The sequence below is a fragment of the Halomonas rhizosphaerae genome, assembly GCF_030010555.1.
GTDB classification, from domain to species: domain Bacteria; phylum Pseudomonadota; class Gammaproteobacteria; order Pseudomonadales; family Halomonadaceae; genus Halomonas; species Halomonas rhizosphaerae.
In genome coordinates, this window is sequence record NZ_JASCQP010000007.1 from 1 (window position 1) to 15,607 (window position 15,607).

Below are 15,607 nucleotides of genomic sequence, written 5' to 3' on the forward strand. Positions count from 1 at the left end.
CCTATCTAAAAAAGCTCGATGCCTTGACCCGAGAGAAGTGGGCGACGACACGGGGCAAAAAGCCCAAGCCGTCCAAGGGTTAAGGCATGAGCACCCACTGGCGCTGCTGCTACGTGCGGCATCGCTACCGCGCAGCACGTTCTACTACCAGCTCAAGGCCCTGGGGGCTGGCGATCCGTATGCGTCTCTGAAGGCGCGTATCCAGGCGATCTATGATTACCACAAGGGACGCTATGGCTATCGCCGTATCACCGCTGTGCTGCGCCAGACAGGCGAGGCGGTCAACCACAAGACCGTCCAGCGGTTGATGCAACAACTGGGCTTGAAGTCCCTCGTTCGCCCCAAGCGGTATCGGGCTTATCGAGGAGCCGAGGGCTACGCCGCCCCGAATACGCTACGGCGTCGGTTTCAGGCCCAAGGACCGAATCAACGATGGGTGACCGACATCACCGAATTCAAGGTCGATGACCAGAAGCTCTACCTGTCACCGGTCATGGATCTGTATAACGGCGAAATCATCGCCTTCCAGACCGGGCCACGACCGGTATTGGGCCTGGTGAAGCACATGTTGAGGAGCGCCTTCGACCGGCTGAGGCCGGGTGATCGGCCTCTATTGCACTCGGATCAGGGATGGCATTACCGGCACCCCAACTATCGTCGCCTGGTGGTGGAGAAACGGATACTGCGCAGCATGTCACGGAAAGGGAATTGTCTGGACAATGCCGCCATGGAGAGTTTTTTCGGCACCCTGAAAGCCGAGTACTTCCATCTGAACCGGTTCGACACCGTTGAGCAGTTGCAGCAAGGCATTGCCGACTACATCCACTACTACAACCATCAACGGATCAAGCAGAGACTAAAAGGCCTGAGCCCCGTGCAATACAGGACTCAGGCCATGGCCGCCGGTTAAGAGAACTAACCGTCCAACGATTGGGGGTCAGTTCACTTGGCCGGGCGCTGTCGTACAGAGGGCTCGCGGGCGGGCCTAGCCGATCCGCTCCAGCTGCCGCTCTAGCTTGCCCATGGCATTGAGCAGGTCGCGGTACTCGCCCGCACTGAGGGTCGCCACGAGCTCCGCCTCCCAGTCCTGGGCCTCCGGGATCAGGCGCGAGAGCAGCTCTGCCCCCTCGCGGGTAAGGTGCAGGTCATGGACCCGCTGGTCCCTGGCCGAGGGCGTCCGGGTCACCAGGCCACGATCGACCAGCGCCTGCACCGCCCGGGAGACGCGCGCCTTGTCCATGTTGGTATAGGTGCAGACCTTCTTGGCGGTCAGGTCATCGCAGTGGCTTAGCCAGGCCAGCACTCGCCACTGGGCCACGTTGAGGTCGTAGCGCTGTGCATACATGCGCTCCAGTTCGTCGCTGATGCGATCGGCCAGCCGGTTGAGCCGATAGGGTAGGAACTGGTTGAGGTCCAGCTCCGGCTTGGGAGGAAGGCCCACCCCGGCAGCCTCCCCCACAGGACTCGCCGGCTCTTGAGACATCTTCGGTCGCCCTTCCATCTCCATCATCCCCTAGTAAAGCAGTTGCGGCAGGAACAACACGATGCCCGGGAACACCAGCACCAGCAAGGCACGCAGCGTACCGGCCACCCAGAACGGCGTCACCCCGCGGAAGATCGTCCCCGTGGAGACGTCCGGCAGTACCGCCCTCAGGACGAAGACGTTCATCCCCACCGGCGGCGTGATCAGGCTGATCTCGATCACGATCACCACCAGGATGCCAAACCACACCAGATCGTAGCCGAGCCCTGCCACCACCGGGAAGAACACCGGCACGGTGAGCAGCAGCATCGACATGCTCTCGAACACGCAGCCCAGCACCACATAGATGGCGATGATCACCAGGATCACCACGAAGGGCGCGACATCCAGGCCGTTGACCAGCGCCAGCAGGTCATTGGGCAGCCCCGCGCGGTTGATGAAGTTGGCAAAGATCAGGGCGGTGAGTACCACGGCGAACAGCATGGCCGTGGTGCGTACGGTATCCATCAGCACGTTCATGAGCACCTGCAGGGTCAGCGCCCGCTTCAGCAGAGCGATCACGAAGGCCCCCATGGCCCCGATGCCGGCCGCCTCGGTGGGCGTGAACACGCCCAGATAGATGCCGCCGATCACCAGCACGAACAGTGCCAGGGTGCTGCCGACATCCTTGAGGGCGGCAAAGCGCTCCGACCAAGGCACCGTCTCGCCGGCCGGGCCGGCATCAGGGTCGCGCCACAGCACCCATTTCACCGCCACCAGGTAGAACAGGATGCCGATCATCCCGGGAATGAATCCCGCGGCAAACAGCTCGCGGATGCTGGTCTCGGTGAGGATACCGTAGATCACCAGCATCACGCTGGGCGGAATCAGGATGCCCAGGGTGCCGCCGGCGGCGATGGAGGCCGCGGCCAGCGAGTCCTTGTAGCCGTACTTGCGCATCTGGGGCATGGCCACCCGACCCATGGTGGCACAGGTGGCCAGGCTCGAGCCGCAGATGGCACTGAAGCCACCGCAGGCGACGATGGTCGCCATCGCCTGGCCCCCCTTGCGGTGACCGAGAAAGCCATTGGAGGCGCGGAACAGGGCATCCGATAGGCCGGCATGGGATACGAGGTTACCCATCAGGATGAACAGCGGGATCACCGACAGGCCATAATCCATCCCCGTATCCACGACGCGGCGCGCCGCCATGGCCTCGGCTGCCGTCCAGTTACCGGTGAGGTAGTAGAACCCGACGAAGCCGACGATGCCCATGGCGAAGGCCAGTGGCACCCGCAGGAACGCCAGCATCAGCAGCGCGGCAAACCCGTAGAGCGACTCGATCATGGAGTACCTCCCGGGCTCAGCGGCCCCCCCCGCTCGAGGACGCCGATGCCCTCCAGCAGGTAGCCCCCAGCGCGCATCAGGGTGAGCAGCGCCGAGAGAGCCAGCATGATCGCCATGAGGTAGATCAGGTAACCCACGGGAATGCGCAGAAACTCGGTGACATCCCCCCAATCGAAGGCTCGTGCACCCAGTGCCCAGACACGCCCGGCCATGACCCAGAGGGCCAGGGTAACGATCAAGTTGACGATCACCTGTCGCCACCAGACCCAGCGCGCCGGAAAGATCGCATCGAGCAGGTCGACGCTGACGTGCTCCTCCCGCCAGCAGACCACTGGCAGTGACAGGAAGACCACTGCCGCCAGCATCAGCTGGGTCAGCTCCACGCTGCCGAGGATCGGGGAGTTGAAGATGAAGCGGCCGGTAACGTCGGCCGTGGTCAGCAGCATCATGGCAAAGAGGGTGGCTCCCGCCACCCCCTCCAGCCCGAGCTGCAGGCCCCGGCCGACGCGATGCCAGCGGGTCGGCATGCTAGTCATGGTCAACACTCCAGACGGGCTTATTCCTGCACCACACGGGACTCGATGCTGTCGGCGTCGGCCGCTTCGGCAAGCCGGTCACGGAAGAACGCCAGCGCCTCCCTGGCGTCCAGGTCGCCGTTGCTGACCTTGTCCGCCCACTGGTCGATCAGGTCATCGCTGACCTCCTGAAGCATGGCGATGTCCTCTTCGGAAGCCTCGGTGAAGGTGTTGCCGAGTTCCTTGGCAAATTCGACGCCACGCTGATCCGAGACATCCATCATGTAGCCGAACAGGCGCGACAGCGACTCGCCCGATACGGCCTCGATGGCCTCGCGATCCTCGGCGGAGACTCGGTCCCAGACCATCGGGCTCATGATGATGGCGAAGCTGCCACGATAGAAGCCGCCATCGACCTGCAGGGTGTTGGGCAGCACCTCTGCCACGCGGAAGCTGCGCAGACCTTCCAGGGTCAGCATGGCACCATCGATGACCCCCTGAGAGGCCGCCTCATAGACCCCGGTGGGCGGCAGAGCGACGCCGGTCACGCCCATGGCATCCGCCAGGTCGCTCATCACTCCGCCACCCGTCCGCAGGCGCTTGCCTTCCAGCTCGTCGAAGGTCTCCACCTTGTCGGCGGTATAGATCTGCCCCGGGCCGTGTACCCCTACGGCCATGACCTCCAGGCCGCGATGCTCGTTGCCCTGGGCAAGATGCGCCTCGAAGGTTTCCCAGTATGCGGAGGAGGCAACCTCGGAAGAGAAGTCCTCGAAGGTAGGGAATTCCGGCAGCTTGGTCAGCTCGAAACGGCCCGGCATGTGGCCATGGAAGATCCAGCTGGCGTCGGCGACGCCATCGGCCACCAGGGCCATCTGGGCCGCCGGCGGACCCAGGTCCTCGGTGACCTGAAGCGTCACGCGCCCCTCGGTGGCTTCCTCGATCCAGGCCTTCCAGGTCGGCCAGACGATGGTGTTGATGCCGTGGTTCGGACCACCCCAGCTACTGACATTGATGGTGGTCTGGGCAAGAGCCGTGGAGCTCAGAATAGCTGCCGCCAGGGTCCCCAAGATCAGTCCGGTCGCTTTCTTCATCTTGTACTCCTCCGTCGTCACGGGAAAGGCGGCCAGGTCACCGCCGGTTGTTGTAAGGATCTTCTTCTATCGGGCAGAGGCAGGAAACGCTGCCAGTTGCACGGGGAACGATGTTCCTCTGGGCGACACCTTGCCCGCTGCTTAGTCTCCTGTGCAACTAAAATGCCTAGAACTTAGGTCTAACAGCGGTGGTAGAGGCCGGCTTACGGGCCTATGCGCGCCTCTCCCAGGCCTTCACAGCAACAGAGAAGTATGTTCGACTGGACATAAAGTTTCACAGGAAACTATTATCGCTTCACTGCCGACCCCCCCGTCGGCATAGCCCGACGATGACCGGGGACCCCGGCGCCCTGACGACACTGGAGGAATCATGAGCAAGAAGTTCGCGTCCCACGCCGATACCGAAGAGAAGCAGATCAGCTTCGACAAACTGGCCGAGGGCCTCTACGCCTATACCGCCGAAGGCGATCCCAACACCGGCATCGTCATCGGCGACGAGAGCGTGATGGTCATCGATACCCAGGCCACCCCGATCATGGCCCAGGACGTAATTCGCCGGATCCGCGAGATCACCGACAAGCCGATCAAGCACGTGGTACTGACCCACTACCACGCCGTGCGCGTGCTGGGTGCTTCCGCCTACGAGGCCGAGAACATCATCGCCAGCCAGCACACCTTTGATCTGATCGTGGAACGCGGCCAGCAGGACTATGAGTCCGAGGTCGGCCGCTTCCCGCGCCTGTTCAAGGGCGTCGACTCCGTGCCCGGCCTGACTTGGCCGAACATCGTCTTCCAGGAGGAGCTGACGGTGTACATGGGCAAGCGCGAGGTGCGCATCATCCACCTGGGCCGCGGCCACACCAAGGGCGACACCATCGTCTGGCTCCCCGAGGAGAAGGTGATGTTCTCCGGCGACCTGGTCGAGTTCGGGGCTACCCCCTACACCGGCGACGCCTATCACGAATACTGGCCCGCCACCCTGGACCGCCTGCAGGCCATGGCCCCCGAGAAGCTGGTGCCGGGACGCGGCGAGGCGCTGCAGACACCCGAGCAGTGCGAGGAGGCGATCCAGGGTACCCGCGATTTCCTCGCCGACATGTACGAGAGCGTCAAGGCGGGCAAGGCCGCCGGCAAGTCGCTGTCCGAGTGTTACGCCGAGACCTACGCCCTGCTCAAGCCGAAGTACGGCCACTGGGTGATCTTCGACCACTGTGTGCCCTTCGACATCACGCGCTGCTATGACGAGGCGGGTGGCGAGTACCCGGATCCGCGCATCTGGACCGCCGAGCGTGACAACGACATGTGGCACTCGCTGCAGGACGTCGTCGAGAACCAGTAACCCCTAACTGCCGTCCGGATCACGACACGCTCGCCGGGGTCCTGGCCCGGCGAAGCCGTGGGAGCCACTCATGCCCAAGACCTACAAGAATCCCGTCTATCCCTATCGACGCCCGTCCGAACTGGACCTCAGCGAGACACGCCACTGCCCGGTGGTGATCGTCGGGGCGGGCCCCTCGGGGCTGACCGCCGCCATCGACCTGGCCCTGCAGGGCATCGACAGCATCGTGCTCGACGACAACAACACCGTGAGCGTCGGCTCGCGGGCGATCTGCTTCGCCAAGCGCACCCTGGAGATCATGGATCGGCTGGGCGCCGCCCAGCCCATGCTCGACAAGGGCGTGACCTGGCAGCATGGTCGCGTCTTCTTCCAGGATCGCGAGGTCTACGACTTCAACCTGCTGCCCGAGGAGGGCCACCGCGTGCCGGCCTTCATCAACCTGCAGCAGTACTACCTGGAAGAGTATCTGGTCGATCGCGCCCAGGCGCTGGACGCGCACATCGACCTGCGCTGGCTGAGCCGGGTCACCGCGGTGGACAGCCAGCCGGAGCATAGCGTGGTGACGATCGCCACCCGGGACGGTGACTACCGGCTCAGCTGCGACTACCTGCTGGTGGCCGACGGCGCCAACAGCAAGATCCGCGACATGCTGGGCCTGGAGTGCAAGGGCCAGATCTTCCAGGACCGCTTCCTGATCGCCGACGTGGTGATGAAGGCCGACTTCCCCACCGAGCGCTGGTTCTGGTTCGACCCGCCCTTCCACCCCGGCCAGTCGGTGCTGCTGCACAAGCAGCCGGACAACGTCTGGCGCATCGACTTCCAGCTCGGCTGGGACGCCGACCCGGAAGAGGAGAAGAAGGAGGAGAACATCCGCCCCCGCGTGCAGGCCATGCTCGGTGAGGAAGTGGAGTTCGAGCTGGAATGGGCCAGCGTCTATACCTTCCGCTGCCGCAAGATGGACAACTTCATCCACCAGCGGGTGTTCTTCATGGGCGATGCCGCCCACCAGGTCTCACCCTTCGGGGCCCGCGGCGCCAACGGGGGGGCCCAGGGCATCGACAACCTGGCCTGGAAGCTGGCCCGGGTGATCAAGGGCCAGGCCCCCGCGGCCCTGCTCGAGACCTACGACACCGAACGCCAGCACGGGGCAGAGGAGAATATCCTCAACTCCACCCGTGCCACCGATTTCATCACGCCCAAGAGCCGCGTCAGCCGGCTGTTCCGCGACACCACCCTGGAACTGGCGGAGCAGTATCCCTTTGCCCGCAGCCTGGTCAACAGCGGTCGGCTGTCGAAGCCCTGCCGCTACGAGGACTCGCCGCTCAATGGCCCCGATGCCGAGGGGATGCCGGCCGAGCTGCGCCCCGGGAGCCCGGCCAAGGATGCCCCCATCCGCCTGGGCGATCAGCGTGCCTGGCTACTCAACCAGATCGGCAACCGCTTCGTGCTGCTGATCGATGGCCGCCTGGGGACGGCGACGGCCGAGGATCTGAAGCATCGCCTGGACGAGCTGCTGCAGGCGCGGCCCGACCTCGACCTGCTGGTGCTGGGGCCCGCCTCCCATGCCCTGGCGAGCCTGCCACGCATCACCCTGATCGAGGATGCCGAGGGCCTGGTGGCCGAGCGCTACGGCCTGACCCCCGGCGCCGGCTACCTGTTCCGCCCCGACCAGCACGTGACGGCCCGCTGGGGCGAGGTGTCGGTCGAGGCGGTCGGCACAGCACTGGACCGCGCCCTGGGCATCCACCTTACCCCTCATTCCCGAATTCAGGGAGGTCGCCATGCCACGGCTTGAACTGACCCCGAACTTCACCGATCCGGACGCCTTCTACGCGGCGCTGACCGAGGTGCACCGCGAGCGCAGCGAGGAGGCGAGCGAACGCATCAACGCCCGGCTGATCCTGCTGCTGGCCAATCATGTCGGTGACCAGCGGGTACTCGAGGAGGCCCTGGCCATCGCCGGCCAGGCCGTGGAGCCGGCACCGGCTCAAGGCTCGTCCGCCCAACAAGAACAGCGCTGAACGAGGATAATTCCATGACCACCGATACGCTTCAGTACCAGAGCGGCTTTCGCAACCACTTCGCCACCGAGGCCCTGCCCGGTGCCCTTCCCGAGGGGCAGAACTCGCCCCAGCGTTGCGCCTACGGCCTCTATGCGGAGCAGTACACCGGCTCGGCCTTCACCGCCCCGCGCCACCAGAACCTGCGCAGCTGGCTCTACCGCATCCGTCCCTCGGTGCTGCAGAGCGCCTACCAGCCGTTGCCCGACAGGCCCGTGGCCACCTCTCCGCTGGCCCGGCCTGCCGCCGACCCGAACCAGATGCGCTGGGACCCGGTACCGGTGCCCGGCGAGCCCACCGACTTCGTCGATGGCCTGCTGACCATCGCCGTCAACGGGGATGCCGGGGCCCAGAGCGGCGTTGGCGTACATGTCTACGCCTTCAACCGCGACATGACCGGGCGCTTCTTCTACGATGCCGACGGCGAGCTGCTGATCGTGCCGCAGCTCGGCACCCTGCGCCTGCGCACCGAGATGGGCGAGCTCGACGTCGCCAGCGGCGAGATCGCCGTGATCCCGCGCGGCATCAAGTTCCAGGTCCGCCTGGGTGACGGCGCCGATGCCGCCCGGGGGTATGTCTGCGAGAACTACGGCAGCCCGCTGGAGCTCCCCGGCCTGGGACCCATCGGTGCCAACGGCCTGGCCAACCCGCGCGACTTCCTGAGCCCGGTGGCCGCCTACGAGGACCTCGAGGGTGAGTTCTCGCTGGTCGCCAAGTTCTCGGGCCGCTTCTGGGAGACACGGCTCGGGCACTCGCCGCTCGACGTCGTGGCCTGGCACGGCAACGTTGCGCCATACAAGTACGACCTGGCCCACTTCAACACCATCAACACCGTGAGCTTCGACCACCCCGATCCGTCGATCTTCACCGTGCTGACCTCGGCCTCCGACACCCCCGGAATGGCCAACCTCGACTTCGTGATCTTCCCGCCGCGCTGGATGGTGGCCGAGAACACCTTCCGCCCGCCCTACTTCCATCGCAACCTGATGAGCGAGTTCATGGGCCTGATCCACGGCGAGTACGATGCCAAGGCCGAGGGCTTCCTGCCGGGTGGCGCCAGCCTGCACAACTGCATGTCGCCCCATGGGCCGGATGCCGAGACCTTCGAGAAGGCCAGCGAAGCCGAGCTGACGCCGCAGTACCAGGGCGATACCCTGGCCTTCATGTTCGAGAGCCGTTACGTCTACCATCCGACCGAGGCGGCGCTGGAGGCCGATTTCCGCCAGCGCGACTACGTGGACGTCTGGTCCACCCTGCGCTCGCACTTCGACCCGCGCCAACCCTGAACCACCGACGCCACGAATCGACCGGCCGGGGCCGACTGCCCCGCCCCTGACGACAAGGACCGAGACAAGATGAAGCTCGCCACCCTCAAGAACGGCCGCGACGGCGAACTGGTCGTCGTCTCCCGCGACCTGACCCGCGCCGTTCGCGCCGCGGACATTGCGCCCACCCTGCAGCAGGCCACCGAGAACTGGGACGCCGTCAGCCCGACGCTCGAGTCCCGCTACGCCGAACTCAACGCGGGCAAGGCCGAAGGCGCCTTCGACCTCGACCAGAGCGCCCTGCACTCGCCGCTGCCGCGCACCTACCACTGGGCCGACGGCTCCGCCTACCTCAACCACGTCCAGCTGGTGCGCCAGGCGCGCAACGCCGAGATGCCCGAGACCTTCTGGACCGACCCGCTGATGTACCAGGGCGGCGGCGACAAGTTCCTGGCACCTACCGAGGACATCGAGGCGATCAGCGAGGAGCACGGCATCGACTTCGAGGGCGAGATCGCCGTGATCACCGACGACGTGCCCATGGCGGTGACGCCCGAGCAGGCGGCAGCGCACATCAAGCTGGTGATGCTGGTCAATGACGTCAGCCTGCGCGGCCTGATCCCGGGCGAGCTGGCCAAGGGCTTCGGCTTCTTCCAGGCCAAGCCGGCCTCCGCCTTCTCGCCCATCGCGGTGACGCCGGACGAGCTGGGCGACGCCTGGCGGGACGGCCGCGTCCACCTGCCGCTGACCGTGCACCTCAACGGCGAGAAGTTCGGCGAGCCGCAAGCCGGGCCGGACATGATCTTCAACTTCCCGCAGCTGGTGGCCCATGCGGCCAGGACCCGCTACCTGGGCGCCGGCGCCATCGTCGGTTCCGGCACCGTCTCCAACCCGGACCCCGACGGCGGCCCCGGAAAGCCGGTGGCCGACGGCGGCGTGGGCTACAGCTGCCTGGCCGAGGTGCGCATGGTGGAGAAGATCCAGCACGGCGACAGCAAGACGCCGTTCATGCGCTTCGGCGACCGGGTACGCATCGAGATGTTCGACCGGGAAGGCAAGAGCATCTTCGGCGCTATCGACCAGCAGGTCGTCAAGTACCAGCCCAGGTAAGGGAGGCTCCATGACGACGCTGTACGGCTACTTCCGCTCGTCGGCCGCCTACCGGGTGCGCATCGCCCTGAACCTCAAGGGCCTGGCCTATGACCAGGTCCCGGTCAACCTGGTGAAGGGCGAGCAGCGCACTGAGGCGAACGTCGCGCGTCATCCCCAGGGCCTGGTACCGACGCTGGAGACCGATGACGGGGTCCAGCTGATCCAGTCGCTGGCGATCTGCGAGTTTCTGGACGAGGTGCACCCCGAACCGCCCCTGCTGCCGGCCGATGCCGAGGGGCGAGCTCGGGTGCGTGCACTGGCCCAGCTGGTGGCCTGCGAGATCCATCCCCTCAATAACTTGCGGGTGCTCAAATACCTGGTGGGCGAGCTCGGGGTGGGCGAGGAGGCCAAGCTGGCCTGGTACCGCCACTGGATCGCCGAGGGGTTCGACGCCCTGGAGGGGATGCTCTCTCGCGAGGCCGGCACCGGTGACTTCTGCCATGGCGACACCCCGACCCTGGCCGATCTCTGCCTGGTGCCTCAGGTCTTCAACGCCGAGCGCTTCGCGTGCGACCTCTCGGCCTACCCGACGATCCAGCGCATCACCGCCAACTGTCGGGCGCTGCCTGCCTTCCGTCAGGCCGCACCGGAGGCGCAGCCGGACGCTCGCTGATATACTAAGCGGGCTAATGATGCGGGCACGGCTCACGGCAAGATGCCGATGCCGTGCCCGCTTTTCTGTACCGGGACAACAAGATCATCGAGGAGAACCGGGTGCTGAGGCTGACTTCTCCCGCCACCGTGGCGGTACTGGCGGCACTGACCGCGCTGGGTCCACTGGCCACCGACATGTACCTGCCCGCCATGCCAGCCATGGCCGAAGCGCTGAATACCGGTCCCGACCAGGTCCAGCTGACGCTGAGCCTCTATATGGCAGGGTTTGCCCTCGCCCAGCTGTTCTGCGGACCGATCTCCGACCGCTTCGGGCGGCGCCCGGTGATGATCGCCGGCTTCGGCCTGTTCCTGCTGGCCAGTCTGCTGTGTGCCTTCGCGCCGAATGTCGAGTGGTTGCTGGCGGGGCGCTTCCTGCAGGCCTTCGGCGGTGCCGCCGGCCCGGTGCTAGGCCGCGCCGCGGTGCGCGATATCTACGGCCCGGTCGAGGCCGGACGCGTGCTCTCCTACATGGCCAGTACCATGGCGATGGCCCCGGCGCTCGCGCCGGTGGTGGGAGCAGGGCTGCTGCTGTTCTTCGGCTGGGCGTCGGTCTTCCTGCTGCTGGCCATCTATTCGGCGATCATGCTGCTGGTTCTCGCCCTGATGATGCCCGAACCGCTGCCCGCCGACCGTCGCCAGTCGGTGGCCCCCCGAGTGATACTGGCCAACTATCGCATGCTGCTGACCCAGCGGGCCTTCATCGGCTACACCCTGATCAACGCCAGCGGCTTCGCCGGCCTGTTCGCCTTTCTCTCGGGATCCTCCTTCGTGCTCATCGAATACATGGGCCTGTCGCCGTTCCAGTACGGCATCGGCTTCATGCTGATCGTCTTGGGCTTCTTCTCGGGCACCCTGTTCAGCGGCCGTTACAGCCACCGGCTGGGACGCGACCGACTATTGCTGCTGGCCACCCTGCTGTGCGCCCTGGCCGGCACCACCATGGCGGGACTGGCGATCGCCGGCCTTCATGAGCCTTGGGCGGTGATCGGGCCCCACATCCTGTTCCTGTTCGGCTTCGGGATCGTGATGCCGCAGAGCATGGCCGGCGCACTCGCACCCAACCCCCAGTGCGCCGGCTCGGCCTCGTCGCTGTTCGGCTTCCTGCAGATGACCATCGCCGCCCTGGGCGGCGCCCTGGTCGGCCAGTTCCACGACGGCACCTCGCGCACCATGGCCATCGCCATTGCATTGGGGGGCCTTGTATCGCTCACCGCCTATCTTGGATTGATCAGGCAACGCAACGGGGCCTCAAGCATCTCTCAACCGAACTGCCGGCAAGGCTGATCAGCAAAGAAGCTCGGCGCGAGAGCGCCGGGCACCCTGGCCAGCCCTCATGAACTGATGCTGGCGCCCTCCCGGGCCTCGTCGATGGCGGCCATCACCCGCTCGACCTCGGGCACGCGGTGGGCCAGGGCCAGCGCCAGCTGGGCAAGAAAGTGGCTCTCCTGCGCCTCGGGCAGGGCGTCGAGGGTCTCGGCCAGGTGCTCGTAGACCCGCTCCAGGTCGGCAAAGGGCAGTGTCGCATCGGTCATGATGTTTCTCCTTCCAGGGCCCGACCTTGGGCAAGGTTCAGGGCGGCCTCGAGGGCGGCGGGCTCGAAAGACTTCCAGCGGGCCGCCACGTGGCGGTCGGGGCGCGCCAGGTAGGCCGCGCCCGGCGCGGCACCATAGCCGGTGAAAAGGCTGCCGTCGGGGTCGACCAGGGCGTCCTCGGCGCCCGGCGACCGGGCCACGCGCAGCAGGGTGAGATCGATACCCTTGGCCTGAAGCGCCGCGAGTCTCTGCTGCAGGGGCGGCTCGACCTCGCCTGCCTCGCTGAAGTGCATCAGGGTGAAGCCCGTGCCGAGGTGGTCGAGCAGGAAGTCGTCATCCCCCAGACGGCGATTGATCAGGGGCGCGCCGGGAATCGGCCCGGCCTCGAAGGCGGCACCGTCGGCCAGGGTCAGCGGGCTGTCGGCATAGGTGTAGGGGGTGACCTGACGCGGGTTGGCGAAGCCACTGGCGTAATCATTATGGAACGCCAGGGCCAGGGCGGCATCGCGCATCAGCGCATGGCCCCGGGTCGGCGGGGTCATGAAGCGCGTGCTCTTGCCGGCGTTGGCGAAGACATCCAGGGTGGCGCCACGGCGCTCCGGGCTGTAGCTGTCGAGCAGCCCGTCTGTGCCCTGGCCCTTGAGCACGCAGGCCAGCTTCCAGCCGGCATTGGCGGCATCGGCCAGGCCGTTGTTGAGGCCCCGCACACCGAAGATCGGCACCAGGTGGGCACTGTCGCCGATGAACAGCACGCGCCCGTGGCGATAGTCGTCCAGCGCCAGGGTATGCGCCTTGTAGAGGCTCCACCACTCCAGCTCCCAGTCGCCGCTCTCCTGCATCACCTCGCGTACGATCAGCTCGACCTTCTCGCGGATCCGCTCCTCCAGAACCGCCTCTTCCGGGTCTTCCCCTGGCGCCAGCTGATAGTCGATGCGCCAGATGTCATCGGGCTGCTTGTGCACCAGGATGGTGGTATCGGGCAGCGCATGGGAGTGGAAGAAGGCGCGGCGCTCGGTGGGAAAGTCGGACCTGAGGCGCACGTCGGCGATCACGTAGCGCCCCTCATAGGCCTCGCCATGCAACGAGAGGTCGAAGGCCTTACGCACCACGCTGCGCGCGCCGTCGGCGGCCAGCAGGTAGTCGCACTGCAGCCGGTAGTCACCTTCGGGGGTGGTCACCTGCAGGGTGACGCCGGCATCGGCCTGACTCACACCGGTCACGGCACTCTGCCAACGCATCTCGATCAGGTCACTGGCTTGAGCCTTGTCGATCAGGAACTGCTCGATGTACTGCTGCTGCAGATTGACCATCGGGTAGTAGCGCTCCTGGTCGGAGTGCGGCATCTGGAAGCGGTAGATCTCGCGGTCGCGGAAATAGGTGCGGCCCTGGGTCCAGCCCAGCCCCTTCTCCTCGAAGGGCGCAGCGATGCCGAGTTGCTGGAGGATCTCGAAGCTGTGGCGTGAGAGGCAGATCGCCCGCGAGCCGTCGTTGACGGTGTCCTTGTCGTCCAGCACCACCGAGGCGATGCCGTGGCGGGCCAGCTCCAGGGCAGCGGTCACCCCCACCGGCCCGGCACCGACGATGGCCACGCGGTGACGAACCGCCTGGCCATCCAGCTCGGGAGGACGAACGAAGGGAAAATGCGGATAATCGAAGTAGAGCGAGTCGGTCTCGGCGCGTCCGGCGGGTCGCATGGGCACCTCCTGCCAGGAGTTCAGGTTGTGGTCTGACGTGCGGGCAGGTTATCCCGGTGCCGCGCCGCTCCCTGTCCCGTGAAAGCGGGGACAGACGACACACTCCCTACGACGATGGTAGCAACCCTGATGGCGACAGGATTCCCGAGGAAGGCCCCCCCGGACTGGCCGGGGCTGCTGGCCACCCTGGCCGAGTGCGTCACGCACCTGGGCACGGAATGCTTCGACGGCCAGCTGATCGCCCTGCTGCGTCAGGGGGTGGGCATCGAGCAGTGCATTCTCTTCGCCTACTCGGGACGCGACACCATGGAGTCTCTGCTGGTGGACAACCCGCGCTACCCCAAGGTGGCCGGACGCCTGGCCGACCTCTACGCCGGCGGGCTGTTCCGCCAGGACCCCAACTATCCCCGGCTGCGACAGCTGCTCGAGGCAGGCAGGGAGCAGGCAGACGCCGAACTGATGCCTATGCCGACCGAGGCGATGTCGCCGGCCTACCGCAGCCACCTGTTCGCCTTTCCCGACCTGGCCGACAAGGTCTCGGTGGTGATTCCCGCCGGCGCAACCGTCTACTACCTGAACCTCTACCGTGACCTCGGGCGCGGCCCCTTCGCTCCCCTGGACATGGCGCGGCTGGAGGCCCTGATCCCGCTGCTGGCCAGCCTGGTATGCCGCCATTATCGCCAGGCACACCCGGCCGCCCTGCCCGCCAGTCACGAGGAAGCCGAGGCCCTCAAGCCGCTCTCCGCGCGGGAACGCCAGCTCTGCCTCTCGCTGCTGCGCGGCCACACCCTCAAGACCGCCGCCGCCGAGCTCGACATCGCCCTCTCCACCGCCGAGACCTACCGCAAGCGTGCGTACGCCAAGCTTGGCGTGCGCTCCAAGGCACGGCTGGTGGCGCTGTGCCGGAAAGGCTGATTCCAGTCATAAGAAGCCCCGGCGCATGGCCAGGGCCCGACGACGCCTTTTGCCGAATGACCTCAGCCAGCGGCGAGGCTGTCGAACGCCCTGGCGTTGGGGCAGAAGCCGCGACACTCCTCGACCTCGGCACCGGCGCGCATGGCCTTCCAGCAATGGCCGACGACCGGGCAGCCATTGCAGGTCTTGCGCATCGCGTTGTATCCCGGCTCCGCCGCCACCTCGGCATCCTGCAGGCCGAAGCGCTGCATCATCACCGGCATCAGGGTCCTGGCCGGGACGAAGTCACTCGGCTGCCCCGCCGCCAGCTGTCGCGCCATCTCGCGTTCGAAGCCAGGCTCGAGGGGGCTCTCCAGGTCATTCAGAAGGGCATGATAGGTAGGGCCCGCGTCGTGCTGGACGTCACGCACCAGCTGGGCCGTGGACGTGGCATAGCAGCGTTCGGTCAGGCGCTCCCACCAGGAGGCGGTGCGGGTGGTCTGTGCAGTGGCCATCGTAATGCTCCCGTCAGGTGATCGTGCTGTCGGTACCAGTATCGAGCTGGGGGAGCCGGGCTGCCTTGACGGGGATCAAGATAGTTT

General features: G+C 66.2%; 16 protein-coding genes. 9 read left to right on the top strand and 7 right to left on the bottom strand.

Features of this window, described 5'->3' with window-relative positions; genetic code table 11:
* Nucleotides 1–910, top strand: a 910-nt coding sequence (locus QLQ83_RS01745; protein WP_282733855.1) for an IS3 family transposase, incomplete at its 5' end; no start/stop codon positions are given.
* 75 nt (nucleotides 911–985) lie between these two features.
* Here QLQ83_RS01745 and QLQ83_RS01750 read toward each other — a convergent pair.
* The 4 genes from QLQ83_RS01750 to QLQ83_RS01765 all read right to left on the bottom strand — a co-directional run bounded on the left by QLQ83_RS01750 (nucleotide 986) and on the right by QLQ83_RS01765 (nucleotide 4,415).
* On the bottom strand, nucleotides 986–1,441 hold the full coding sequence (locus QLQ83_RS01750) for a MarR family winged helix-turn-helix transcriptional regulator (protein ID WP_411971108.1): 456 nt from the start codon (nucleotides 1,439–1,441) through the stop codon (nucleotides 986–988).
* A 72-nt stretch (nucleotides 1,442–1,513) separates the two neighbouring features.
* Nucleotides 1,514–2,809 carry a TRAP transporter large permease gene (locus QLQ83_RS01755; RefSeq protein ID WP_282733857.1) on the bottom strand — a complete coding sequence of 432 codons (1,296 nt, stop codon included), beginning with the start codon at nucleotides 2,807–2,809 and terminating at the stop codon, nucleotides 1,514–1,516.
* Nucleotides 2,806–3,345 carry a TRAP transporter small permease gene (locus QLQ83_RS01760; protein ID WP_282733858.1) on the bottom strand — a complete coding sequence of 180 codons (540 nt, stop codon included), beginning with the start codon at nucleotides 3,343–3,345 and terminating at the stop codon, nucleotides 2,806–2,808. Before QLQ83_RS01760 ends, QLQ83_RS01755 begins: the two co-directional genes overlap by 4 nt.
* A gap of 20 nt (nucleotides 3,346–3,365) precedes the next feature.
* Nucleotides 3,366–4,415, bottom strand: a complete 1,050-nt coding sequence (locus QLQ83_RS01765; RefSeq protein WP_282733859.1) for a TRAP transporter substrate-binding protein — start codon at nucleotides 4,413–4,415, stop codon at nucleotides 3,366–3,368.
* A 370-nt stretch (nucleotides 4,416–4,785) separates the two neighbouring features.
* Between QLQ83_RS01765 and QLQ83_RS01770 the strand changes: the two genes are divergently transcribed.
* The 7 genes from QLQ83_RS01770 (at nucleotide 4,786) to QLQ83_RS01800 (ending at nucleotide 12,169) form a co-directional block, all read left to right on the top strand.
* Entirely contained in the window at nucleotides 4,786–5,754 is a 969-nt protein-coding gene (locus QLQ83_RS01770) for an MBL fold metallo-hydrolase (RefSeq protein ID WP_282733860.1), read from the top strand.
* Nucleotides 5,755–5,824: 70 nt separating this feature from the next.
* Nucleotides 5,825–7,549, top strand: coding sequence for an FAD-dependent oxidoreductase (locus QLQ83_RS01775; protein WP_282733861.1), 1,725 nt, complete (start codon nucleotides 5,825–5,827; stop codon nucleotides 7,547–7,549).
* Complete coding sequence (locus QLQ83_RS01780) at nucleotides 7,536–7,775, top strand: DUF2783 domain-containing protein (protein WP_282733862.1); 240 nt, start codon at nucleotides 7,536–7,538, stop codon at nucleotides 7,773–7,775. Before QLQ83_RS01775 ends, QLQ83_RS01780 begins: the two co-directional genes overlap by 14 nt.
* A gap of 14 nt (nucleotides 7,776–7,789) precedes the next feature.
* The gene (gene hmgA / locus QLQ83_RS01785; RefSeq protein WP_282733863.1) at nucleotides 7,790–9,100 is read left to right on the top strand and encodes a homogentisate 1,2-dioxygenase; all 1,311 of its coding nucleotides are present in this window, start codon (nucleotides 7,790–7,792) and stop codon (nucleotides 9,098–9,100) included.
* A 69-nt stretch (nucleotides 9,101–9,169) separates the two neighbouring features.
* The gene (locus QLQ83_RS01790; protein WP_282733864.1) at nucleotides 9,170–10,189 is read left to right on the top strand and encodes a fumarylacetoacetate hydrolase family protein; all 1,020 of its coding nucleotides are present in this window, start codon (nucleotides 9,170–9,172) and stop codon (nucleotides 10,187–10,189) included.
* A gap of 10 nt (nucleotides 10,190–10,199) precedes the next feature.
* A complete protein-coding gene (gene maiA, locus QLQ83_RS01795; RefSeq protein ID WP_282733865.1) occupies nucleotides 10,200–10,844 on the top strand; it encodes a maleylacetoacetate isomerase in 645 nt (214 codons plus the stop codon).
* A gap of 53 nt (nucleotides 10,845–10,897) precedes the next feature.
* Nucleotides 10,898–12,169: a multidrug effflux MFS transporter gene (locus QLQ83_RS01800; protein ID WP_282733866.1), complete on the top strand. Its 1,272-nt coding sequence runs from the start codon at nucleotides 10,898–10,900 to the stop codon at nucleotides 12,167–12,169.
* Between the two features lie 47 nt (nucleotides 12,170–12,216).
* On the opposite strand, the gene QLQ83_RS01805 is transcribed toward QLQ83_RS01800, so the two are convergent.
* Nucleotides 12,217–12,417: a hypothetical protein gene (locus tag QLQ83_RS01805; protein ID WP_282733867.1), complete on the bottom strand. Its 201-nt coding sequence runs from the start codon at nucleotides 12,415–12,417 to the stop codon at nucleotides 12,217–12,219.
* Nucleotides 12,414–14,111, bottom strand: coding sequence for an FAD-dependent monooxygenase (locus QLQ83_RS01810; RefSeq protein WP_282733868.1), 1,698 nt, complete (start codon nucleotides 14,109–14,111; stop codon nucleotides 12,414–12,416). Before QLQ83_RS01810 ends, QLQ83_RS01805 begins: the two co-directional genes overlap by 4 nt.
* A 129-nt stretch (nucleotides 14,112–14,240) precedes the next feature.
* On the opposite strand from QLQ83_RS01810, the gene QLQ83_RS01815 reads away from it, so the two are divergent.
* A complete protein-coding gene (locus tag QLQ83_RS01815; protein ID WP_282733869.1) occupies nucleotides 14,241–15,026 on the top strand; it encodes a helix-turn-helix transcriptional regulator in 786 nt (261 codons plus the stop codon).
* 62 nt (nucleotides 15,027–15,088) lie between these two features.
* On the opposite strand, the gene QLQ83_RS01820 is transcribed toward QLQ83_RS01815, so the two are convergent.
* Nucleotides 15,089–15,520: a hypothetical protein gene (locus QLQ83_RS01820; protein ID WP_282733870.1), complete on the bottom strand. Its 432-nt coding sequence runs from the start codon at nucleotides 15,518–15,520 to the stop codon at nucleotides 15,089–15,091.
* Nucleotides 15,521–15,607 lie beyond the last annotated feature (87 nt).